The organism is Streptomyces sp. NPDC004610, from assembly GCF_040609715.1.
In the GTDB taxonomy this organism is placed as follows: Bacteria; Actinomycetota; Actinomycetes; order Streptomycetales; family Streptomycetaceae; genus Streptomyces.
This window is the reverse complement of sequence record NZ_JBEXLA010000007.1, coordinates 201,548-222,894: the sequence shown is the minus strand read 5'-3', so window position 1 is coordinate 222,894 and position 21,347 is coordinate 201,548. Positions and strand designations below refer to the sequence as shown.

21 protein-coding genes and 2 pseudogenes are annotated in these 21,347 nt (G+C 71.5%); 8 read left to right on the top strand and 15 right to left on the bottom strand.

What is annotated here, in order from left to right:
- Window positions 1-3: 3 nt before the first annotated feature.
- Genes ABZX40_RS10450 through ABZX40_RS10440 form a run of 3 tightly spaced genes read right to left on the bottom strand, consistent with a single transcriptional unit; the run spans window position 4 to window position 4,285 of the window.
- Window positions 4-1,602: a carboxyl transferase domain-containing protein gene (locus tag ABZX40_RS10450; protein ID WP_355734443.1), complete on the bottom strand. Its 1,599-nt coding sequence runs from the start codon at window positions 1,600-1,602 to the stop codon at window positions 4-6.
- A complete protein-coding gene (locus tag ABZX40_RS10445; protein WP_355734440.1) occupies window positions 1,599-3,485 on the bottom strand; it encodes an acyclic terpene utilization AtuA family protein in 1,887 nt (628 codons plus the stop codon). Before ABZX40_RS10445 ends, ABZX40_RS10450 begins: the two co-directional genes overlap by 4 nt.
- Window positions 3,482-4,285: a TIGR03084 family metal-binding protein gene (locus tag ABZX40_RS10440; protein WP_355734437.1), complete on the bottom strand. Its 804-nt coding sequence runs from the start codon at window positions 4,283-4,285 to the stop codon at window positions 3,482-3,484. Before ABZX40_RS10440 ends, ABZX40_RS10445 begins: the two co-directional genes overlap by 4 nt.
- Before the next feature lie 122 nt (window positions 4,286-4,407).
- On the opposite strand from ABZX40_RS10440, the pseudogene ABZX40_RS10435 reads away from it, so the two are divergent.
- Window positions 4,408-4,650: pseudogene (locus tag ABZX40_RS10435) on the top strand (helix-turn-helix transcriptional regulator); the annotation flags it as partial.
- Window positions 4,651-4,692: 42 nt separating this feature from the next.
- The gene (locus tag ABZX40_RS10430; RefSeq protein WP_355734435.1) at window positions 4,693-5,127 is read left to right on the top strand and encodes a DUF397 domain-containing protein; all 435 of its coding nucleotides are present in this window, start codon (window positions 4,693-4,695) and stop codon (window positions 5,125-5,127) included.
- Between the two features lie 70 nt (window positions 5,128-5,197).
- Here ABZX40_RS10430 and ABZX40_RS10425 read toward each other — a convergent pair.
- The 5 genes and pseudogenes from ABZX40_RS10425 to ABZX40_RS10405 form a co-directional block, all read right to left on the bottom strand.
- Window positions 5,198-5,500 (bottom strand): annotated as a pseudogene (locus ABZX40_RS10425) (hypothetical protein); the annotation flags it as partial.
- Between the two features lie 45 nt (window positions 5,501-5,545).
- Window positions 5,546-5,803, bottom strand: a complete 258-nt coding sequence (locus ABZX40_RS10420; protein WP_355734432.1) for a hypothetical protein — start codon at window positions 5,801-5,803, stop codon at window positions 5,546-5,548.
- Window positions 5,800-6,162, bottom strand: coding sequence for a DUF6247 family protein (locus tag ABZX40_RS10415; protein WP_355734429.1), 363 nt, complete (start codon window positions 6,160-6,162; stop codon window positions 5,800-5,802). Before ABZX40_RS10415 ends, ABZX40_RS10420 begins: the two co-directional genes overlap by 4 nt.
- 52 nt (window positions 6,163-6,214) lie before the next feature.
- A complete protein-coding gene (locus ABZX40_RS10410) occupies window positions 6,215-7,291 on the bottom strand; it encodes an EamA family transporter (RefSeq protein WP_355734532.1) in 1,077 nt (358 codons plus the stop codon).
- A 174-nt stretch (window positions 7,292-7,465) separates the two neighbouring features.
- Window positions 7,466-10,414 (bottom strand): FAD-binding and (Fe-S)-binding domain-containing protein, encoded by a 2,949-nt coding sequence (locus ABZX40_RS10405; RefSeq protein ID WP_355734426.1) that lies wholly within the window; start codon window positions 10,412-10,414, stop codon window positions 7,466-7,468.
- Window positions 10,415-10,583: 169 nt separating this feature from the next.
- Between ABZX40_RS10405 and ABZX40_RS10400 the strand changes: the two genes are divergently transcribed.
- Together ABZX40_RS10400 and serC are read left to right on the top strand one after the other, a co-directional pair.
- A complete protein-coding gene (locus ABZX40_RS10400) occupies window positions 10,584-11,069 on the top strand; it encodes a DNA-binding protein (protein WP_355734423.1) in 486 nt (161 codons plus the stop codon).
- A gap of 103 nt (window positions 11,070-11,172) precedes the next feature.
- Window positions 11,173-12,291 carry a phosphoserine transaminase gene (serC, locus tag ABZX40_RS10395; RefSeq protein WP_355734420.1) on the top strand — a complete coding sequence of 373 codons (1,119 nt, stop codon included), beginning with the start codon at window positions 11,173-11,175 and terminating at the stop codon, window positions 12,289-12,291.
- A 76-nt stretch (window positions 12,292-12,367) separates the two neighbouring features.
- Here serC and ABZX40_RS10390 read toward each other — a convergent pair whose 3' ends face one another.
- The 5 genes from ABZX40_RS10390 to ABZX40_RS10370 all read right to left on the bottom strand — a co-directional run bounded on the left by ABZX40_RS10390 (window position 12,368) and on the right by ABZX40_RS10370 (window position 16,524).
- A complete protein-coding gene (locus ABZX40_RS10390) occupies window positions 12,368-13,342 on the bottom strand; it encodes a hypothetical protein (protein WP_355734417.1) in 975 nt (324 codons plus the stop codon).
- A 155-nt stretch (window positions 13,343-13,497) separates the two neighbouring features.
- On the bottom strand, window positions 13,498-13,677 hold the full coding sequence (locus tag ABZX40_RS10385) for a DUF397 domain-containing protein (protein WP_355734415.1): 180 nt from the start codon (window positions 13,675-13,677) through the stop codon (window positions 13,498-13,500).
- A complete protein-coding gene (locus ABZX40_RS10380) occupies window positions 13,674-14,543 on the bottom strand; it encodes a helix-turn-helix transcriptional regulator (protein WP_355734413.1) in 870 nt (289 codons plus the stop codon). Before ABZX40_RS10380 ends, ABZX40_RS10385 begins: the two co-directional genes overlap by 4 nt.
- Window positions 14,544-14,731: 188 nt before the next feature.
- Window positions 14,732-15,562 carry an ABC transporter permease gene (locus ABZX40_RS10375; protein WP_355734411.1) on the bottom strand — a complete coding sequence of 277 codons (831 nt, stop codon included), beginning with the start codon at window positions 15,560-15,562 and terminating at the stop codon, window positions 14,732-14,734.
- The gene (locus tag ABZX40_RS10370) at window positions 15,559-16,524 is read right to left on the bottom strand and encodes an ATP-binding cassette domain-containing protein (protein ID WP_355734409.1); all 966 of its coding nucleotides are present in this window, start codon (window positions 16,522-16,524) and stop codon (window positions 15,559-15,561) included. The genes ABZX40_RS10375 and ABZX40_RS10370 overlap by 4 nt, the downstream gene beginning before the upstream one ends.
- Before the next feature lie 150 nt (window positions 16,525-16,674).
- Here ABZX40_RS10370 and ABZX40_RS10365 point away from each other — a divergent pair, with 150 nt between their 5' ends.
- The gene (locus tag ABZX40_RS10365; RefSeq protein ID WP_355734407.1) at window positions 16,675-17,577 is read left to right on the top strand and encodes a TetR/AcrR family transcriptional regulator; all 903 of its coding nucleotides are present in this window, start codon (window positions 16,675-16,677) and stop codon (window positions 17,575-17,577) included.
- A gap of 90 nt (window positions 17,578-17,667) precedes the next feature.
- Window positions 17,668-18,030 (top strand): hypothetical protein, encoded by a 363-nt coding sequence (locus ABZX40_RS10360; RefSeq protein WP_355734405.1) that lies wholly within the window; start codon window positions 17,668-17,670, stop codon window positions 18,028-18,030.
- Here ABZX40_RS10360 and ABZX40_RS10355 read toward each other — a convergent pair.
- Entirely contained in the window at window positions 18,027-19,034 is a 1,008-nt protein-coding gene (locus ABZX40_RS10355) for a WD40 repeat domain-containing protein (protein ID WP_355734402.1), read from the bottom strand. The genes ABZX40_RS10360 and ABZX40_RS10355 overlap by 4 nt on opposite strands.
- A 141-nt stretch (window positions 19,035-19,175) precedes the next feature.
- Between ABZX40_RS10355 and ABZX40_RS10350 the strand changes: the two genes are divergently transcribed.
- Window positions 19,176-19,850, top strand: a complete 675-nt coding sequence (locus tag ABZX40_RS10350) for a GDSL-type esterase/lipase family protein (RefSeq protein ID WP_355734400.1) — start codon at window positions 19,176-19,178, stop codon at window positions 19,848-19,850.
- On the opposite strand, the gene ABZX40_RS10345 is transcribed toward ABZX40_RS10350, so the two are convergent.
- Window positions 19,838-20,650 carry an aminoglycoside adenylyltransferase family protein gene (locus ABZX40_RS10345; RefSeq protein WP_355734397.1) on the bottom strand — a complete coding sequence of 271 codons (813 nt, stop codon included), beginning with the start codon at window positions 20,648-20,650 and terminating at the stop codon, window positions 19,838-19,840. The genes ABZX40_RS10350 and ABZX40_RS10345 overlap by 13 nt on opposite strands.
- Before the next feature lie 105 nt (window positions 20,651-20,755).
- Here ABZX40_RS10345 and ABZX40_RS10340 point away from each other — a divergent pair, with 105 nt between their 5' ends.
- Entirely contained in the window at window positions 20,756-21,346 is a 591-nt protein-coding gene (locus ABZX40_RS10340) for a Uma2 family endonuclease (RefSeq protein WP_355734394.1), read from the top strand.
- Window position 21,347 lies beyond the last annotated feature (1 nt).

Here is a 21,347-nt window from a genome sequence, read left to right as displayed (position 1 = left end):
GCCTCACATCCGGAAGACGCCGAAGCCGCCGCGTACGCCCTCGTAGGGGGCGGTGTGCACGGCGGACAGGCACAGGCCGAGGACAGTTCGGGTGTCGCGCGGGTCGATGACCCCGTCGTCGTACAGCCGCCCCGACAGGAACAGGGGCAGCGACTCCGACTCGATCTGCCGCTCCACCATCGCGCGCAGCGCGGCATCCGCCTCCTCGTCGTACGGCTGCCCCTTCGCGGCGGCCGACTGGCGGGCGACGATCGACAGGACCCCGGCGAGCTGCTGCGGCCCCATGACGGCGGACTTGGCGCTCGGCCAGGCGAACAGGAACCGCGGCTCGTAGGCCCGCCCGCACATCCCGTAGTGCCCGGCCCCGTACGAGGCGCCCAGGAGCACGGACAGATGCGGGACGCGGCTGTTGCTGACCGCGTTGATCATCATCGCGCCATGTTTGATGATCCCGCCCTGCTCGTACTCCTGGCCGACCATGTAGCCGGTGGTGTTGTGGAGGAAGATCAGCGGGATGTCCCGCTGGTTGGCGAGCTGGATGAACTGGGCGGCCTTCTGCGACTCGGCGCTGAACAGCACGCCCTGGGCGTTGGCGAGGATGCCGACGGGGTAGCCGTGCAGCCGCGCCCAGCCGGTGGCGAGACTGGTCCCGTAGAGCGGCTTGAACTCGTCGAAGTCGGAGCCGTCCACGATCCGGGCGATCACCTCGCGCGGATCGAAGGGGATCCGGAGGTCGCCGGGGACGATGCCGAGGAGTTCCTCGGAGTCGTACTTCGGCGGCTCGGCCGGGCCCGGGTCCTCGTACGCCTTGCGGTGGTTGAGGCGGGCGACGACCCGGCGGGCCCGGCGCAGGGCATCGGGCTCGTCCATGGCGAGGTGGTCGGCGAGTCCGGAGGTACGGGCGTGCATCTCGGCGCCGCCCAGCGACTCGTCGTCGCTCTCCTCGCCGGTCGCCATCTTGACCAGCGGCGGGCCGCCGAGGAACACCTTGGCCCGTTCCTTGACCATGATCACGTGATCGGACATCCCGGGGATGTAGGCGCCCCCGGCGGTCGAGTTCCCGAAGACGACGGCGGTGGTGGGGATCCCGGCGGCGGAGAGCCGGGTGAGGTCCCGGAAGATCGCCCCGCCGGGGATGAAGATCTCCTTCTGCGACGGCAGATCGGCGCCGCCCGACTCCACCAGGCTGATGACGGGCAGCCGGTTGGCGAGCGCGATGTCATGGGCGCGCAGGGCCTTCTTCAGGCTCCAGGGGTTGCTGGCGCCGCCGCGCACGGTCGGATCATTGGCCGTGACCAGGCACTCCACGCCCGCCACCACCCCGATCCCGGTGACCAGCGACGCCCCCACCGCGTAGTCGCTCCCCCAGGCGGCCAGCGGCGACAGCTCCAGGAACGGGGTGTCGGGGTCGAGCAGCAGTTCGATCCGCTCCCGGGCGAGCAGCTTGCCGCGCCCCCGATGCCGCCGCACAGACTTCTCCCCGCCCCCGGCCAGCGCCTTGGCATGCTCGGCGTCCAACTCGGCGAGCTTGTCGAGCATGGCGGCGCGGTGCGCCCGGTGATCGGGGCCGGTGGGGTCGAGGGTGGTGTTGAGAATGGTCATGGGGTGGCCTCCGGCGCGGAGTTCGTGGGGGGAGTGGGGCTCACGGGGTGGGCGGGACTCACGGGGTGCGCGGGGTGCGCGGGACTTAGGGGGTGCGCGGGGTTCACGGCACGCCCGCCTCGCCCGGCCCGCCCGGAATCCTCAGTCGCCCCCAAAATCGCCTCCGGAATGTCCAGATGCCGGGAGCGGAGCCACTCCCCCAGCCCCTTGCCCTGCGGATCGAACCGGGCCCGCGCGGCGACCCCTTCCCCGAGAATCCCCTCCACGACGAAGTTCAGCGCCCGCAGCCGGGGCAGCACATGCCGAGTGACGGGCAGTTCCCGCGCCTCAGGCAGCAACTCCCGGACCCGCTCGACGGTCAACTCATGCACCAGCCACCGCCACGCGTCCTCGCTCCGCACCCACACCCCGACATTGGCGTCCCCGCCCTTGTCCCCGCTCCGGGCCCCGGCGACCAGCCCGAGCGGCGCGCGCCGGGTCGGCCCGGCGGGCGACAACGGCTCGGGCAGCGACGGCTCCGGGACGGCATCGAGGACGAGGGTGTCGGCGGCCGGCGCGACCTCCACCCGGCGCCCGTCATGGAGCACCGCCACCTGCCGGACGGCACCCTGCGGCACGTACTCCGCCCCGAACACCCCATAGGGCGAGCCCTTCCCCGGGGGCGCGAGCACATGGAACCCGGGGTAACTGCCGAGCGCCAGCTCCACCGCCGCCCCGCTGAACGCCCGCCCGACCTTCCGCTCGTCCGGGTCGCGCACGACGAGCCGCAGCAGCGCACTCGCCGTCTCCTCGGTGTCCGCGTCGGCCCGATCGGTACGGACCAGCTCCCACCGCACCCCGGCGGGCCTGGCCTGCGCCATGCCCTCCTCCACCTGCCCCTTCACCAGCTCCGCCTTGGCCTCGACATCCAACCCGGTGAGCACGAAGACGACCTCGTTGCGGAATCCGCCGAGCCGGTTGAGCCCGACCTTGAGCGTCGGCGGCGGAGCCTCCCCCCGCACCCCCTCGATCCGCACCCGGTCCACCCCGTCCCGCGCCAGCCGTACGGTGTCCAGTCGCGCGGTGACATCCGGCCCGGCGTAGCGGGCGCCGCCCGTCTCGTAGAGCAGTTGCGCGGTGACCGTCCCGAGGTCGACGAAACCGCCGGTGCCGGGGTGTTTGGTGATGACGCTGGACCCGTCGGCATGGATCTCGGCGAGCGGGAACCCGGGCCGCCGGACGTCCGCGCCCCCCTCGGCGAAGAAGGCGTAATTGCCCCCGGTGGCCTGCGTCCCGCACTCCAGCACATGCCCGGCGACGACGGCCCCCGCGAGCCGGTCGTACTCCCCCGGCCCCCACCCGAAGTGCGCGGCGGCGGGCCCGCTGACGAGTGCGGCATCGCTCACCCTCCCCGTCACCACGATGTCGGCGCCCTCCCGCAGACAGGCGGCGATCCCGAACCCGCCGAGGTAGGCGTGGGCGGCGAGGGTGCCGGGGTGGACGGGTGGTGTGAGTGTGGTGAGTGTCCCGGGGTGGGCGGGCGCGGTGAGATCGTCCCCTTCCACATGCGCGACGCGCACAGGCACGCCGAGCCGGTCGGCCAGCTTCCGTACGGCGTCGGCGAGGCCCGCCGGGTTGAGCCCACCGGCGTTGGTGACGATCCGGACGCCCCGCTCGTGGGCGAGGCCGAGGGTGTCCTCCAGTTGCCGCAGAAAGGTACGGGCGTATCCGGCGCCGGGGTCCTTGAGCCGGTCCCGGCCGAGGATCAGCATGGTCAGCTCGGCGAGATAGTCACCGGTGAGGACGTCGAGCGGACCGCCGGTGAGCATCTCGCGGACGGCGTCGAAACGGTCACCGTAGAAGCCGGAGGCGTTGCCGATCCGGAGGACGGGCGGCGTGCTCACCGGTGATCCCCTCCCCCTGTCCTCGCCGGGCGCCCGGCGCCGGGGGGTCCGGCGAAGGCTTGGGCGATGTCCAGCCAGGTGTCGGCGTCCCGCCCATCGGCCCGGACATCGAGGTCGTCGCGATGGGCACGCTGGGTGACGAGCAGACAGAAGTCGAGCGCGGGCCCGGTGACCCGCTGGGCGGCGCCCTCGGGCCCGTAGGCCCACGCCCCTCCCGACGGGGCGGTCAACTCCACCCGGAACTCCTCCGCCGGAGCCGCCAGCCCATGCGTCCCGAAGGCGAAGTCCCGGGCCCGGACCCCGATCCGCGCGACATGCCGCAGCCGGTCGGTGGGCTCGCGGACGACACCGAGCGCGTCCGCGATGTCCTGGCCGTGCGCCCAGGTCTCCATGATCCGTCCGGTGGCCATCGAGCCGACGGACATGGGCGGCCCGTACCAGGGAAAACGGGCGCCGGGCGGGGATGCTCTCAGGGCCCGGTCGAGCGCGGCCCGCCCTTCCCGCCAGCGCGCCAGCAGTTCGGGTGGCGGCAGCGCGGCGCCCGCCTCGGCTCCGGCATCGACGAAGGTGTCCGGCGCGGCGAGGGCCTCCTCCACCACCCCCCGGAACCCGTCCCGATCGGTCATGCTGAGCAGCGCGGCGCGGTCGGTCCAGGCGAGATGCGCGATCTGATGGGCAACGGTCCAGCGCGGCGCGGGAGTGGGCAACGCCCACCGCTCCCCACTCAACTCCCCCACCATCAGGTCGAGTTGCTCACTCTCCGCGCACAGATCATCAAAGACGGGCGTCGGGTCGGCCATGGGGACGAGAGTGGCAGCGGGCGAAGAACAAATCAAGCACGCCTGCCTGATTTTCTCTTCGGGCAACTTTCACATCTGTACGCATCCGAATGGCTACGCTCAGTCATGGAGGGGGTACCGACATGCCCATCCGCCAACTGGACCCCACCGCGTCCCCCTTGAGCTACTACGGCAGCGAGTTACGCCGCCGCCGGGAGGCAGCGGGACCGACCCAGTCCCAACTGGGCTCGATCGTCTTCTGCACGGGCTCCCTGATCTGCCAGATCGAGACAGGGCTGAGGGTCCCCCAACGCGATTTCTCCGAACGCGTGGACGCGGCGCTGGACACGGACGGGACGTTCTCACGGCTGGTGGGGTTGGTTCTTCTGATTCGGCGGCTTTGATCGTCCGCGTGATGGAGGACCGGTATGGAGACCAACCTGAACTTGACGGGCGCAACCTGGCGTAAGTCGTCTTACAGCGGCGACACCGGAGGCGAGTGCATCGAGTGCGCCCCACTGAACGCGGCCACGTGGCGCAAGTCGCCTCACAGCGGCGGCACCGGTGGCGACTGCGTCGAATGCACGCCTCTCGGCGCAGCCACCTGGCACAAGTCCACCCACAGCGGCAGCAACGGCGGGGACTGCGTCGAGTGCCTGCCCCTCGGCACAGCCACATGGCGTGCATCCACCCACAGCGGCGACACCGGCGGGCAATGCCTCGAAGCCGCCGCCCTCACTCCTCACATAGCCATCCGCGACTCCAAGAACCCCTCCCACGGAGCCCTCACCGTCACGGTGGAAGCGTTCTCCACGTTCGTGGCCGCGGCCTCGCGGGGGGTTCTTGCCGCCGGTCGGGTGTGACCCGTCGGCCACGGGCACGGCTCAGCGCCGGTCCGTGGCCCGTGGGCCTCATGGCCCCCGGAGTCGGCAGTCACATAACGACATCCCGTGGATCAGGCACCGGCCCGTAGTCCTCCCCGTCGCGGGTCAGCGCGGCCAGCAGTTCCGGGTCCGAGTGCGCCTCTGCGGTGTGCCGCCAGGCGATGAGCAGTTGCGCGACGGACGCACTGTTGCCGACCGAGTCCGCGGCGCGCATGGTGTCGACCAGTTCGACGGCGAAGGCGTGCAGATCCGGCTCCGGCAGAAACCGGACCCAGGGAAAGGCGTCCGGCAGCAGATCGAGCAGCGGTTCCATGCTGCCGGGCTCCCGGCGGGCCATCGCCGCCACCATTCTCATCGCCGTCGCCTCCACAGGTCTCGTCCCCTTCCGGGCTCGTTCTCACAGCGGATCGGGCGTGATCTGCCAGATACTCACGAGTTCCGTGCGCGGCGTGACCATGTAGACGAAGAAGCCACCGGCGACAAACGCATGCCTGGCGCCCTCGTCCGTGCCCTGCCACGACGGGCCGTGCAGATGGAGTGCCTCCGCGGCCCGGACCAACTCCTCGGCCTTCTTCTCGACCTCCGCGAGGAAGGCCGATGGCGCGCCGGAGGCCACCGTCTCCTCATCAGGGACGTACTCCCACGTCCAGGTCACGCCTCCCGCACCGCCTGCGCGGCATCGCGGTAGATTCCGGCCGCGTCGGCCAGGTGCCCGCGCGCCTCTTCCGGAGATGTGGCGAGCTGGGCCAGGTACTCGGCCCGGTGGTACTCCTTCGCCGTCCGAGGGTGCCGCTCGATCTCGATCAGCGCCGACCAGTGCCACAGGCACGCGTGCACGGGGGCGAGTGAGCCGTGTTCCACCGCCTCCGCGAGTGCCTGGTCCTTGGCCTGGTCAAAGGCGGGCAGAAGCTGCGGGGCGACAACGGCGCAGGCCGCGCGCAGGGCGTCGGGAGTCCGCTCCGGGCGGGGGATCAGCGGCCGGTCACCGGCTGCCCTGGTGTGCTCCAAGCCCATGCTGGCGTTCCCTTCGCGTCCACGGCGGTTCCACCGGTCACCGCTGCCGACTCTAGTCGCCGCCGAGCCCAGCCGGGCGCCGCGTCGGATCTGAGGAACCTGAGGAACCTGAGGAATCCGAGTAGTCCGCGTAGTCCGCGTAGTCCGGGGAACTCGCGGAGTCCGGAGAAAGAGTCCCCTCTCCTCTTCTTCCTCCTCTTCCTCTTCCCTTCCGGATGCCCTTCCCCCGACCCCGCCCCACCTGCGTCCGCACCGCCCCCATGCTCGCCGCGATGACCAGGGCGATCGCTGCCGCCTCCGTCGCGGCGAGGGCCTGGTCCAGGACCAGGAAACCCGCCGTCGCCGCGATGGCCGGCTCCAGGCTCATCAGGATGGCGAAGGTCGGGGCGGGCAGGCGGCGCAGGGCGAGGAGTTCGAGAGTGTAGGGCAGGACCGAGGACAGCAGCGCCACCGCGCCGCCGAGCAGCAGGATCTCCGGTTCCAGCAGCTTCATGCCGGACTCCGCGATGCCCAGCGGCAGGAACAGCACCGCCGCCACCGCCATCGCCAGGGCGAGCCCGTCCGCCTGCGGGAACCGGCGTCCGGTCCGCGCGCTGAAGACGATGTACGCCGCCCACATCACCCCCGCCCCCAGCGCAAAGGCCGCGCCGACCGGGTCGAGGGTGTCGAAGCCGCCGCCGCCCAGCAGGAACACCCCGGCGAGGGCCAGCCCGGCCCAGACGAAGTTGATGGCTCTGCGGGAGGCGATGACCGAGAGGGCGAGCGGGCCGAGCACTTCCAGGGTGACCGCAGGGCCCAGCGGGATGCGGTGCACGGCCTGGTAGAAGAGGCCGTTCATCCCGGCCATGGTGAGCCCGAAGACGATCACCGTGACCCAGTCGGCCCGGACGTACCCCCGCACCTTGGGGCGGCAGATGATCAGCAGCACGATCGCCGCCACCGCCAGCCGCAGGGTGACGATCCCGAGCGCCCCGGCCCTGGGCATCAGGGTCACCGCCAGCGCCCCGCCGAACTGCACCGACAGCCCGCCCGCCAGCACCAGCCCGACCGGCCCCAGCGAACCCCGGCGGCCGGGTCCGCGTCCGGCGGATGCCGGGCGGGAGGGAGCGGAGACGGAGGCAGAGGCGATGGGGGTGGTGGTGTCGGGGGAGGTCACAGGGCGTTCCAAAAGGCTCGGTGTGGGCGGCTGTTGGTGGGTGCCGGTCGGCAGGGAATGTTCATTGCCGTGGACTTTTCAGTCCAGGGTAGTGGACTAAGTCAGGCGTGTGAACCGGGTATGCCACTGACGTGGGTGTCACGCTCCTCACGTCTCCCCGGGCTCCAGCCCCTCCACGAGCCCCTCCGCCAGCCCTTCCGCGAGCGCCTCCGCCAGCACCTCCGCCAGATGCCGCCCCCGCACCCCCGCCAGCTGCTCCAGCTGGGTTCGGCAGGAGTAGCCGTCCGCCAGGACCACCGTCTCCCCGTCCGTCGCCGCCCGCAGCGACGGCAGGAGCTGTTCCTCCGCGCAGGCCCGGGAGACCTCCGCGTGTCCCCGTTCGAAGCCGAAGTTTCCGGCCAGGCCGCAGCAGCCGCCGGACAGGTCGCCGGTCAGTCCCGCCGCCGCGCGGAGCCGGCGCTCGGCCGCGTCGCCCAGGACCGCGTGCTGGTGGCAGTGGGTCTGGCCGGCCGCCGGGCGGTCGAGGCGGGGCGGTGTCCAGTGCGGGGCGTGCTCCTCCAGGGTCTGGGCGAAGGTGCGTACCCGGGTGGCCAGCCGTGCCGCTCTGGGGTCGTCGGGGAGCAGTTCGGGCAGATCGGTGCGGAGCGCCGCCGCACAGCTCGGCTCCAGGACGACGACCGGGGCGTCCGTCTCCAGCACCGGTTCCATCAGGTCGAGGGTGCGGCGCAGCACCGCGCGGGCGCGGTCGAGCTGACCGGTGGAGATATAGGTGAGCCCGCAGCAGACCCGGCCCCGGCCCCGCAGCAGGGTCATCGGGTCGAGGGCGACGGAGATGCCGTCGCCGATGGGCGGGCGCTTGAAGTGGACCGTCGGCGGGAGCGCGACCCGCAGCCCGGCGGCCTCCAGGACCCGTACGGCCGCCTCGCCGACGGACGGGGAGAGATGCTCGGTGAAGGTGTCCGGCCAGAGGATGACCAGCTCGGCGCCCGATCGGGCCCGGGTCCGTCCGCGCCGCGCCTCCCACCAGCGGCTGAAGGTGCGCCGCGCCAGGCGGGGTACCGCCCGGCCGCCGTCGACCCCGGCGAGCCGCTTGCCGAGCCGGGCCAGCGGCGGCACCGCGCTGAGGGCGTTGACCAGCCACGCCGTCCGGGTCCGGGCGGTCCAGCGCAGCCAGAACGGGAGCCGCCCCAGCGTGTAGTGGGCGGCGGGCCTGCGGCGCCCGGCGTAGTGGTGGTGCAGGAACTCCGCCTTGTAGGTGGCCATGTCGACGCCGACCGGGCAGTCCGAGCGGCACCCCTTGCAGGACAGGCACAGATCGAGCGCGTCCCGTACCTCGGTGGAGCGCCAGCCGTCCGTCACCACCTCCCCGGCGAGCATCTCGTGCAGCAGCCGGGCCCGACCCCGCGTCGAGTGCGCCTCCTCGCCGGTCGCCCGGAAGGACGGGCACATCACGGCGGACCCGGTGGCCGTGGTCGTCCGGCACTTGGCGACGCCCACGCAGCGGCGGACGGCGGCCGAGAAGTCACCTCCGTCGGCCGGGTAGCCGAAGGCCACCTCGACCGGCTCGCGGGGCAGCGGCGCGAACCGCAGGTTGGCGTCCAGCGGCGCGGGCCGGACCAGGATCCCCGGGTTGAGCAGGCCGTCCGGGTCCCAGACGCCCTTGACCCGCTCGAAGAGGGTCACCATCTCCGGCCCGTACATCACGGGGAGCAGCTCCGCGCGGGCCTGTCCGTCGCCGTGCTCCCCGGAGAGCGAGCCGCCGTGCGCGACGACCAGCGCCGCCAGTTCCTCGGAGAAGCGGCGGAAGCGGGCGATGCCGGGCCCGGTCAGCAGGTCGAAGTCGATCCGGACATGGACGCAGCCGTCCCCGAAGTGGCCGTACGGGGTGCCGCGCAGCGCGTGGGCGGCCAGCAGGGCGCGGAAGTCGCGCAGATAGGGGCCGAGACGGGCGGGCGGGACCGCGCAGTCCTCCCAGCCGGGCCAGGCTTCCGTGCCGTCCGGCATCCTCGTCGCCGTACCCGCCGCGTCCTCGCGGATGCGCCACAGGGCGCGCTGTCCGGCCGGGTCGGTGATCACCCGGGCGTCGAGGGCGTCGGCGGCGCGGACGACACGGTCGGCCGCCGCGCGGGCCTCGGCCGCCGTGCCCCCTCCGGTCTCGACGAAGAGCCAGGCACCGCCGCGCGGCAGCCCCGCCGAGGGGTCGGACCGATCCCGCACCAGATCGGCGGCCATGCCCTCCACCGTCAGCGGCCCGAGCGGCAGCAGGGCGGGGGCGGCCTCGGCGGCGGCGCTCTCGTCCCCGTACCCGAGCACCGCCAGGGCTCGGGCGGGCGGGGTCTCCACCAGGCTCACCACCGCCTCGGTGAGCACCCCGAGGGTGCCCTCGGAGCCGCAGAACGAACGGGCGACATCCGCGCCCCGCTCCGGGAGCAGCGCGTCGAGGGCGTAGCCGGAGATACGGCGGGGCAGGTCGGGGAAGCCGGTCCGGAGCCGCTCGGCCTCCGCTTCCCGCTCGACCAGCGCGCGCAGACCGTCCGGCGCCCCGGCCCACCGCTGCCCCAGCCGCAGGGCCCGGCCCCGCGCGGTGAGCACGCTCAGCTCCCGCACACTGTCCGCCGTCGTGCCCCACGCCACCGAGTGGGAGCCGCAGGAGTTGTTGGCGATCATCCCGCCGAGGGTGCAGCGGCTGTGGGTGGACGGGTCGGGGCCGAAGCGCAGTCCGTGCGGGGCGGCGGCCTCCTGGAGCCGGTCCAGGACCAGCCCCGGCTGCACGACGGCGGTACGGGCCGACAGGTCCAGGGAGACCAGGCGGTTCATGTGCCGGGTGAAGTCCAGCACCACGCCCGTGCCGGTGGCCTGCCCGGCGATCGACGTACCGCCCCCGCGCGGGACGACGGGCACGCCGTACGCCCGGCACACGTCCAGCACCGCCGCCACATCGTCGGCGTCTCTGGGCGCCACCACCCCCACCGGGACGCGCCGGTAGTTGGACGCGTCCATGGTGACCAGCGCACGGGCGCCCGCGCCGAACCCGACCTCGCCCCGGACGGCCTTGCGCAACTGTGCTTCGAGATCCGTGTGATCCGTTCGATCCATGTGATCTGTCTGATCCATGCGATCTGTTTGATCCGTGTGATCCGTCGTCATGGGTCAAGAATGCACGCGGTGACGGACAGTGACGTCGAGTTGTCCACAGGGGCCCCTCATTTGTCACACCACCATTGAACGGTTCGTTCAACATATCCCGTTGACATCAACATGCGCCATGGCGCACGCTGATCCCATGACCGACCCCTTCACCCCGCCCCACCCCGAACAGGCCCGAGCCCAGCGCGTGTACGCCTCCCTCCTCCGGATCGCCGAGCGCCACGCCGCCACCGACACCCAGCGGGCCCGCCAGACCCACCCCTCCTTCCTCGGCCCGCACGAGGCCGTCCGGCTGGTGTCGTTCCTGCTCAGCGGGGCCGCCCTGCGGGAGGAGGGGGAGCCCGAGGTCGACCGGGCGGACATCACCGCCGCGCTGAGCCTCGTACCGCTGGTCCGGGGTGAGCTGGACGAACTGGAGACCGGACTGCTCCAGATGGCCAGAGGCCGGGGCATGACCTGGCAGGAGGTCGCCTTCGGACTGGGGCTCGGCACACCGCAGGCGGCCCGGCAGCGATACGAACGCCTGGCGAGCCGGACGACCGCGGAGGAGGGCGAGGCGCAGAGCGAGGAGCAGGGCGAGGACGAGGAGAGCCCCGCCCGTTGAGAAGAACCCCGCCCCTTGAGCCGCCCGAGCGGGCCGACCCGCGCTCGTCTCACCCGACGGACACGGTTCCGCCCGGTTTCGCCCACCGGATAGCCTGCGGGTCGTGGCCGACATCCAGATTCCCGCTGACATCAAGCCCGCCGACGGTCGATTCGGCGCTGGCCCCTCCAAGGTGCGTGTCGAGGCGCTGGACGCCCTCGCCGCCACCGGTACCTCTCTGCTGGGCACCTCCCACCGCCAGGCCCCGGTCAAGAACCTGGTCGGCTCGGTGCGGGACGGCATCCGCGAGCTGTTCCAGCTCCCCGACGGCTACGAGGTGATCCTCGGCAACGGCGGCTCCACGGCGTTCTGGGACATCGCGACGCACGGCCTGATCGAGAACAAGTCGCAGCACCTGAGCTTCGGCGAGTTCAGCTCGAAGTTCGCGAAGGCGGCCAAGCTGGCGCCGTGGCTGGCGGACCCGGAGGTCATCACCGCCGACCCCGGTACCCACCCGGAGGCGGCGGCGTCGGCCGGCGTCGACGTCTACGCCTTCACCCACAACGAGACCTCGACCGGTGTCGCGATGCCCATCAAGCGGGTCGCGGGCGCCGACGAGGGCGCGCTGGTGCTGGTGGACGCCACGTCCGGCGCGGGCGGCCTCCCGGTCGACATCGCCGAGACCGACGTCTACTACTTCGCCCCGCAGAAGTCCTTCGCGTCCGACGGCGGACTGTGGCTCGGCGTCTTCTCCCCGGCGGCGATCGAGCGCGCGGAGCGCGTCCACGCCTCGGGGCGGCACGTCCCGGAGTTCTTCTCGCTGCCGACGGCGATCGACAACTCCCGCAAGAATCAGACGTACAACACCCCCGCGCTCGCCACCCTCTTCCTCCTCAATGAGCAGTTGGAGTGGCTGAACGGCCAGGGCGGCCTGGACTGGTCGGTACGCCGTACGGCCACCTCCGCGCGGACGCTGTACGGCTGGGCGGAGGACGTGAAGTTCGCCAGCCCCTTCGTCACCGACCCCGCCAAGCGCTCCCAGGTCATCGGCACGATCGACTTCAGCGACGAGGTGGACGCCACCGCCGTCGCCAAGGTTCTGCGCGCCAACGGCATCGTCGACACCGAGCCCTACCGCAAGCTCGGCCGCAACCAGCTGCGCGTGGCGATGTTCCCGGCCATCGAGCCGTCGGACATCGAGGCCCTGACGAAGTGCGTGGACTACGTCATCGAGCAGCTCTGACCCAGGCACACGGGAGAACACCGAAGGGCGCCCGGCGGGACCACTCCGCCGGGCGCTCTTCGCGCGGGTACGCGACCTAGCCCTGCTCGGCGCCCTCGTCGCCCTCGGCGAACAGCTCATCGGCGTCCGTCACGGTCAGCGCGCGGTCGAACCAGCGGTCCAGCACATCGAGTTCGGCACCGGCGGTGATGCGGTCGCGGACGGGGGCGGGGACGTCGATGGTGCGGGCGGCGAGGATTCGGAGGATGTCCTCCCTACGGCTCTCGGCTCGGCCTTCCTCCAGGCCCTGAGCCCGTCCCTCCTCCTGCCCCTTCGCCCGCCCTTCCAGCCAGGTCTCCTCCAGGAGCGTGCCGCTGCCGGGGAAGTTGGGGGTGTATTTGCGCATCAATTGCCTCCAGAGGTCTCGGTCCGAGCCCGTGCCCAGACCAATCTCCACGTACTCCGCCCACATATCGATGCTCAGACCCTCAGCGGGCCCCGCATCGGCCTCGGAACTGGCCTTCATCCCGGCCGCCAGCGCCTCCAGTATGGCAGGCAGCCCCGGGTCCTTGGCGTGGGCGAACGCCGAGAACACGGCCAGCGGGACATCCGCCGCCACCTCGCCGGGATCCGTGATCGCGGACAGATTTCCGGGCCCGAGGACCATCGGATACACATGCATGCTGGTGTGAAAGCCGGGACCGACCCGGATGGGCTCCATCGCCCACGCCGCCGTCGACTTGTCCCGGCAGAGAACCACCAGGACAGGCGGCAGGCGGTACTTGGCATACAAGTACGCCAAGTAGTACGTCCAGCTGTTGCGCTTGTCCGGGTCCTTCTTCCCCTGCGCCTCGACCGCGAGCAGGAAGCCCCCGTCGTCGGAGGCGGCCCGCACCCGGAACAGGCTGTCCACCCGGCGCTCCATCGGCCGGATCTCGGTGAGGTCGGTGTCCAGCGGATCGATCGAGTAGTACTCAGGGAAAGCGATGCCGGCCCTCGGCAGGAGCCTGGCGAACAGTCCCGGGTCGTCCCGGAAGATCCGATGCATCGCATCGTGTGGCGAACTAACCATATGACGGACGGTAGTTGGACGAGTACGCGGATTACGCGGAATCGGCCCTCACTTCAACCAAACGAGTGAATATGCCACATGAATATGCCAGTGCCACATCACCACCCATGCCCCCACGCCCCCAGACACCCCTCACCCCCCAACGGCCGAAAACCTCACCCGAACTGCCGCACAAACGCCTCCCACCCGTCCCGCGACACCGTCACCCACGGCCCATCAGGGTGTTTGCTGTCGCGGACGGTCCGGCCCTGGGGGGCGGTGGGGGCGACTTCGACGCAGTTGCCCTGCTGTCCGGAGTACGACGATCTCCGGAAGGGGCCCACTACGTCCGTCACGATGAGTCTTCCTTGAGGGTCCGCACTATGGCCCGCAGGTACTTCGAGCTGGCGTCCGGCGTCAACGCTGCTGATCGTAGTAGGTCGAACGTATTGCCGTAAGCTGCGAGGTCTTCGGGAGCTTCGAGGACGGACGTGCCCCGGAGGTTCTCCATCGTGACCGCCTCGGCGGCGGGTTCGTTGTCGAAACTGAACGACGAGAACGCCGAACTCGCCGCCGCCAGCGCCCCCGCGCTGAACGGCAGCACCTGCACCGTCACGTTCTTGCGCCGGCCGACCTCAAGGATCGCGGCGAGCTGCTCGCGATGGACCTCGACACTCACCAGCGGATGCGCGATCACCGCCTCCCAGATGATCGCGGTGTACGACGCCCCGCCCTCCCCGATCTTCGCCTGCCGCCCCCTGCGCACCTTGACCAGCTGCGCGATCACCTCCGGCGCAACATAGTCGGGCCCCGCCGAGATCACCGCCTCCGCGTACTGCGGCGTCTGCAACAGCCCCGGCACCAGCACCGGTTGCCACTCGCGGATATAGGTGGCGTCGTCCTCCAGCGCAATGTGATCGACGTAGTCCGGGCGCAGATGAGCGGCGTGTTCCAGCCACCAGCCCCGGCTCTTGGAGTGCTTCGCCAGCTCCTCCAGCTTGGTACGCACCTCGGGGTCGTCGACGCCGTACGCGTCCAGCAGCAGGCGCACCTCGATCACCCGGGCCGTGACATGCCCGCTCTCCAGACGGCTGACCCGGGCCTGGCTCGCCGCGATGACCTCGGCGGCCTGCGGCTGGTCGAAACTGGCGGCATAGCGGTACTGCCTGAGCGCCGTACCCAATCGCCGACTGCGCACGGTCGGCCGTCCACCTGCGGGCATGTGACCTCCCCTCTCTGCGGTCACCTTCCCACAGCGATCACGGACCGTGAGCGCCCATCACTCGATCGAGGGACGAGTGAATACATTCAGTTGAGTGGGTGCATTCGGGACATATTCGCGACATATTCGCGGCGATTTCAGCACGCCATCGTCCCGAACGCCCCCTCGTCGGCCCTCCCCGTACCTCCCTACCGGCTGAGCCGCTGGAACCGCCGGACGGCCAACGGCAGGAAGATCGCCGTCAGGATCAGCGGCCACAGCCCGGACATCAGCAGCGCGTTCTGCTCGACCCAGGAGTCACCGCCCCCGACCGGCGTCCCGAACAGATCGCGGGCCGCCGCCGCCGTCGAGGAGATCGGGTTCCACGCGGCCACCCAGCCCAGCCAGTCCGGCATCAGCTGCGGGGCGACGAAGATGCTGGAGATCATGGTGAGCGGGAAGGCCACCGCGAACAGACCGCCCGCCGCCTCCGGGTTGGGCACGATCAGGCCCAGCCAGACCCCGACCCAGATCAGCGCGAACCGCAGCCACAGCAGCAGTCCGAAGGCCGCCAGGAAGCCCCAGCCGCCGTCCGGGCGCCAGCCCATCGCCATCGCGGTCAGCATCATGATGGCCAGTTCGGCGCAGGCCACCAGCAGATCGGTGACCCCCCGGCCCGCGACCACCGCCGACGACGACATCGGCATGGACCGGAACCGGTCGATGACCCCCTTCGTGGAGTCGTAGACCACGACCGTCGCCGTGTTGATGAACCCGAAGGCCATGGTCATCACGAACATGCCGGGCATCAGGAAGTCCTTGTAGTCCCCGCCGCCCGGCACGGTCATCGCGCTGCCGAAGACATAGCCGTAGAGGAGGACGGAGAGGATCGGGAAGCCGAGTTGCCAGGCGATGTTCACCGGCTGGCGCTGGTAGTGGGTCAGACCGCGGCGGACGATGTTCCAGACATCCGCGAGCAGCCAGTACGCATCGCCGCGGGTGGGCGGTGCGTCGGTCGATTTCAGATCGAGGGTGCTCATGCGGCGGCCGTCTCCTTCTCCACCCGGTGTCCGGTCAGGCGCAGGAAGACATCGTCGAGACTCGGCCTGCGCAGCCCGATGTCCTCGACCTGGACGCCCTCGTCCTGGAGGACCCGGGCGACCTCGGTGAGCGCCGCCACCCGGTCGGTGACGGGGGCGTGCACCCGCAACTCCGTCTCGTCGGACTCCGGTTCGCCGTCCGAGACCCGGGCGACGACCTTCACCGCGCGCGGGATGTCCGAGCGCTCGGCGAGGACCACCTCGATCCGGTCGCCGCCGATCAGGTTCTTCAGCCCGTCCGGGGTGTCGTCGGCGATGGCCCGGCCCTGGTCGATGACGGTGATCCGGGAGGCCAGCTTGTCGGCCTCCTCCAGATACTGGGTCGTCAGCAGCACCGTCGTACCGCCCGCGACCAGGGCGCGCACCGATTCCCAGACCTCGCCCCGGCTGCGCGGGTCGAGGCCGGTCGTCGGCTCGTCCAGGAAGAGGACCGCCGGGGCGAGGATCATCGAGGCCGCCAGGTCCAGTCGGCGGCGCATGCCGCCGCTGTAGCCTCCGGCGCCCTTGTCGGCGGCCTCGGTGAGGTCGAACTGCGCCAGCAGCTCGGTGGCCCGGCTCTTGGCGCGCCGCCCGCCGAGATGGAAGAGACGGCCGAACATCTCCAGGTTCTGCCGGCCCGTGAGCACCTCGTCCACCGCCGCGTACTGGCCGGTCAGACCGATCCGGGCGCGGACCTCGCGCGCCCTGGTCGCCACATCGAGCCCGGCGACCGCGGCCCGCCCGCCGTCCAGCTTGACCAGCGTGGACAGGATGCGCACGGCGGTGGTCTTCCCGGCGCCGTTCGGCCCGAGCAGGCCGTGCACGGTGCCTTCCCGCACGACCAGATCGAAGCCGTCCAGCGCCCGCTTCTCGCCGTAGCGCTTCTCCAGGCCCTGGGCCTGTACCGCGAATCCGTCGTCCATGTGCCTTCCCCCTCAGCGGCCCCTTGGTGGGGCCTCTTCCCGCGACGAGCCCTGCCGCTCACCGACCAACTGAGTACAGCGTACCCGATTGCGCGTACGCTGTACTCAATTTTTACTCCGCACCCCCCACCAGCCCTTTAAAGTGGTGCCATGACGAGCAGGAAGAAGGCCGGCGCCGATGGCGACGGGGGCGGCGGCCCCGGCGCGAAGGGCCCCAAGGGGACCGGCTCCAAGGGGCCCGGCGCCACGGAGACCAGCGGCGCCGGGGACGTCGTCCGCACCCTCGAACTGCTCTGGGACATCGGCCGCCGCCCCACCCGCGGCCCCAAGCCCGGTCTGACCCTCGACCGGATCGTGGAGGCGGCCGTCGGCGTCGCCGACACGGAGGGCCTGGAGGCGCTCTCGATGCGCCGGGTCGCCGCGGAACTCGGCACCGGCGCCATGTCGTTGTACCGGTACGTCCCCGGCAAGGCCGAGTTGCTCGATCTGATGCTGGACCGCGTCCAGCGCCCCTCCCAGAACCCCGCCGACCTGGGCACCGGCGGCTGGCGCTCCGCCCTGGAGGCGATGGGCCGCTCCACCCTCGCCCTCTACCGCCGCCACCCCTGGCTGCTCCACGTCAACCAGTCCCGGCCGATCCTCGGCCCGAGCGCGCTCGACGGCATGGAGAAGGTGCTCTCCCTGATCCGCCCGATGGGCCTGCCCGACCGCGAGCTGGTCTCGGCGATCGTCCTGGTGGACAGCTATGTCGTCGGCGCCGCCCGCACCAAGGTCCACCAGGCGGAGGTCGAGCGCCGCACCGGGCTCACCGACATGGAGTTCTGGGAGGCCCAGATCCCGATCCTCACCGAGGTCCTCGACAGCGGTCGCTTCCCCCTCATGGCCTCCCTGGACGAGAACACCTGGGGCTCGAACTTCGACCACTTCGAGTACGGCCTCCAGCGCCTCCTCGACGGCCTGGAGGCGGAGGTGGCCCGCCGGGCGGCGCGGCACGACGGGTCACCGAGAACCCCCGAGGACATCGACCCCACCTGCGCCCCGGGCGCCCCCTGACACCCACCGCCCCCGGGAACCACCCCTCTCACCCCCCGCGTCCTCCCCGACGCACCGGAACGCCCATCGGCACGGGGGAGGGCACCGCCCATGATGTTCGGGTACGGCGACGACTGGACGGTCCTCTTCCTCGTCCCCCTGCTGCTCTGGGTCCCCTGCGGACCGTTCCTGATGGCCGCCACCGGCGTCTGGTGCGCCCGCCGGCCGGGCTGGGCACCCCGCCTCTGGTCCGTCCTGCCGCCCCTGCTGCCGGTCACGGTGGGCATGGTCGTCGTCGCCTTCCCCCGCGCGAACGGCCCCGGCACCGACTGGGACGACATCACCGGCTTCGTCACGGTCTACATCGGCGGCATCACCGTCCTGCCCTGGCTGCTGGGCTACGGCATCACCCGGGCCGTCCGCGCCCACCGGACCCGCCGGGAGCAACGACAGCAACAGGCAGAAGGGCGCTAACCCCGCCGCCGCCTGCGCCGCGCCCCCAGCACCAGCATCACCACCACCGCCGCGCCCAGCGCCCCGGCCCCGACGGACAGATTGCGCCCGTCACCGGCCCCGCTCCCCGAGTCCTCGGCCCCGGCCGCCGAGTCGGCGGATCCTGCTCCCCCGCCACCGTCCCCGGGCGGGTCCTCGGGCAGGACCTTGCTGCCCTCCCCCTCGGCCCCGTACATCAGCCGGCCGCCGTCGGCGGTGTAGGTGACGGACTCGCCCTGGACGAAGCCGGTCGGCACGCTCAGCCGCTCCAGCCGCTTGAGCTGTCCGCCGTTCCAGGTGTAGGCGACGGCCCCGAAGTAGCTGCGGACGACGAGATACCGGGCGTCCGGGGAGAGGGTGGCGTCGGTGGCCTCCAGATCGGGGACGGCGGCGATCGGCTCGAACACATTGGTGCCGGACGGCGACAGCTCGGCCGGCCCCTCGTACAGCTGACCGCCCTCGGCGTTCTTGTCGACGATGTAGACCCGCCCGGTCTCCGGGTGCACGATCAGCGACTCGGCGTCCCGGGCGCCGTCCTCGTACTGGACGACGTACTGGGTGGCCTCGATCGTGCGGTCGGTGAGTTCCTTCGGCTCGGGAAGCCGGTAGATCCAGACGTGGTCCCAGGTGCCGCCGAGGTTGTCGCCGATGTCGCCGACGTAGATCTGATTGCCGGGGCCGATCGAGATCGCCTCGACATCCCTCGGGGTCCCGACGCCGGTGAGGGTGAGGGTGGCGACCGTCTCGCCGGTGGCGCTGTCGACGGCGTAGAGGAAGGCGCCGTCGTCGCTGTCGTTGTGCGTCCAGTAGATCCCGGGGTGCTGGCGGGACGCGGCGAGGCCGCTGGACTCGGTGATCCGCGGGTCCTCGATGGTGAACCCCTCGTCACCGTCGGCGGCGGACGCGGTCGACGGCGACGACAGGGCGAGCAGACCGCCGGTGAGCAGAGCGGCGGCGACGGCGAGGGGGACCAGGGATCGGCGCATGCCCCAAGACTGCCATCCCGTACGCCCGTTCCGGCCCGCACATCCGTGCGCCCGCATACCTATGTACGTCCCGGTAGACCCTGCGCACCCGATACCCACCCCCGGCCCGTACCGCTCCCCCGCATCCCCCATCATGAGCGGATGCTCAGGTTGATGCCGGTAGGCGACTCGATGACCATCGGCAGTGCGGGCGAGCACACCTGGCGCTATCGGCTGTGGCGGCATCTGTGCGCCAGCTACGGAGGGCCGTTCACGCTGGTCGGCCCGAGGGAGACGCTCTACGACAAGGCCGCCGACGCCCCCGTGTCGTACGCCTACGCCGAGCCGGACTTCCCGCGCCGGCATCTCGCCGGGTGGGGCGAGGGCTGGCTGCACATGGCGCCGGTGATCGGGGCGACGGCCCGCACCGCCAAGGCCGATGTCCTGCTGGTCTCCCTCGGCCTGATCGACCTGGGCTTCTACACGGACGCCGGGCAGACCGCCGCCAACGTCCGGGCGTTCGTCGCCGGGGCCAGGGAGACCCGGCCGGGGATCGGCATGGTCGTCCTCCCGGTGATACCGAACATCCGGGCCGCCGCCGACGACCACTTCGCCACCGAGGTCACCACCTTCAACGAACTCCTCGCCAAGGCCCTGGCCGACCTGGACGAACCCCGCTCCCCCCTGCTCCTGGCCTCGCCCCCACCCGGGTACGACCTGCACACCGACACCTACGACGGCACCCACCCCAACGCCGACGGCGAGCACAAGATCGCCGCGGCCTTCGCGGAGGCGCTGTACCAGGGCTGGGACCTGGGCGCCCCCTACACGTCCTGAGCGCGGATCCGCCCGACGATCGCCGCCGCGCACTCCGCCACCCCACCGGGCGCGGCGCCCACCGCCTCGCCCAGATACCCCCGCCGCGCCCACTCCAGCACCGGCCGGTGCGGCGCCGGGAGCCGCTCGGCGGCCCAGCCTGCCGCCGCGTCCTTGCTCCTGATGTCCCCGGTGACGAGGGTCGTCCAGATCCGGGCGAGGGTCAGCAGCACATTCCGGGTGTCCGTCGCCAGCTCGGCCAGCAGCTCCGGCACCCCGGCGACGATCGCCCGCCGCAGATCGGCGTGCGGTACGGCGGGCAGCAGCGCGTGCGCCGACGGTCCGTACAGGGGGGTGTCGGCGGCGCAGGCCATGGTGATGAGGGGCGCGAGATCGGGCATGGGTTCCGGCCCGGGGACGTACCCGCGCGCGTACTCCTCCCGGAGCCACTCCCCGTAGAGGAAGTCGCAGGTCGGCGGGTACCGCCAGGGGTCGATGTCGGCGCGCGCGACGACGATCAGCTCGACGGGCCTGCGCCCGGCGTCCCCGACCGCGCCGGACACCCCCGGCAACGCCCGCACCAGCGCCGTCCGCCGCCCCTCGCTCAGCGACCGCGCCACGACCACCAACAGATCGACATCGCTGTACGGCCGCAGCCCGGCGAGCACGGCGGAGCCATGGAGATAGACACCGAGGAGACCGTCACCGAGGTGGTCGTGGAGGAGGGAGAGGACGGCGGGGGTGGGGTCGAGGGGCGGCACGGCGGGAGTGGGGTCGACGGGCGGCACGGGGTCGGTCGGCTTGTCCGGGGCTGGCGGCATGTCCGGCACTATGGGCGGCGCTCACTCCCCGTGTCCACGCTTTATGCCTATCGTTGGACCGCGCGGCTGTCCTCGTTCGTGAGGCTGCCGGGGAGGAGCGCCAGGATGTCCGTCGTAGAGATCGACAGGATCGACATGGCCGAAGAACGCGACGAGCTGACTCTGGACCTGCTGTTCGAGTGGCTTGCGAAGCTGCCCATCCCCGAGGGAACGAAGGTAGAGATCGTCGGGGGGAACATCTTCATGTCGCCGCAGCGGGACACCCACTGGGACATCATCCTGGATCTCATCGAGCAACTGCGGGCCAAGCACCCACGCGCCCGCCTCAAGTCCGATGTACGGATCGACTATCCCGGCAGGCTGAACGGCTTCGCGGCCGATGTGACGCTGCTGTCCGAGACCGCCGCGAAGAACGCGGACGGGATGTGGGCCTGCGAGGACGTCGTCTTCGTCGCCGAGGTCATCTCCAAGGGCACCGCGACCAACGACTACGGGCCCAAGAAGGCCGCCTACGCCGAGGCGGGTGTCGCCGTGTATCTCATCGCCGACCCCTACCAGGGCAAGTGCCACCTCTACACCCAGCCGAAGGAAGGCGAGTACCTCACCCACCTGTCCGTCGCCTTCGGCGTGGATCTGGACCTCAGCGCCACTCCCGTCGACCTGACCCTCAAGACCCACGACTTCCCCCGCGACTGAG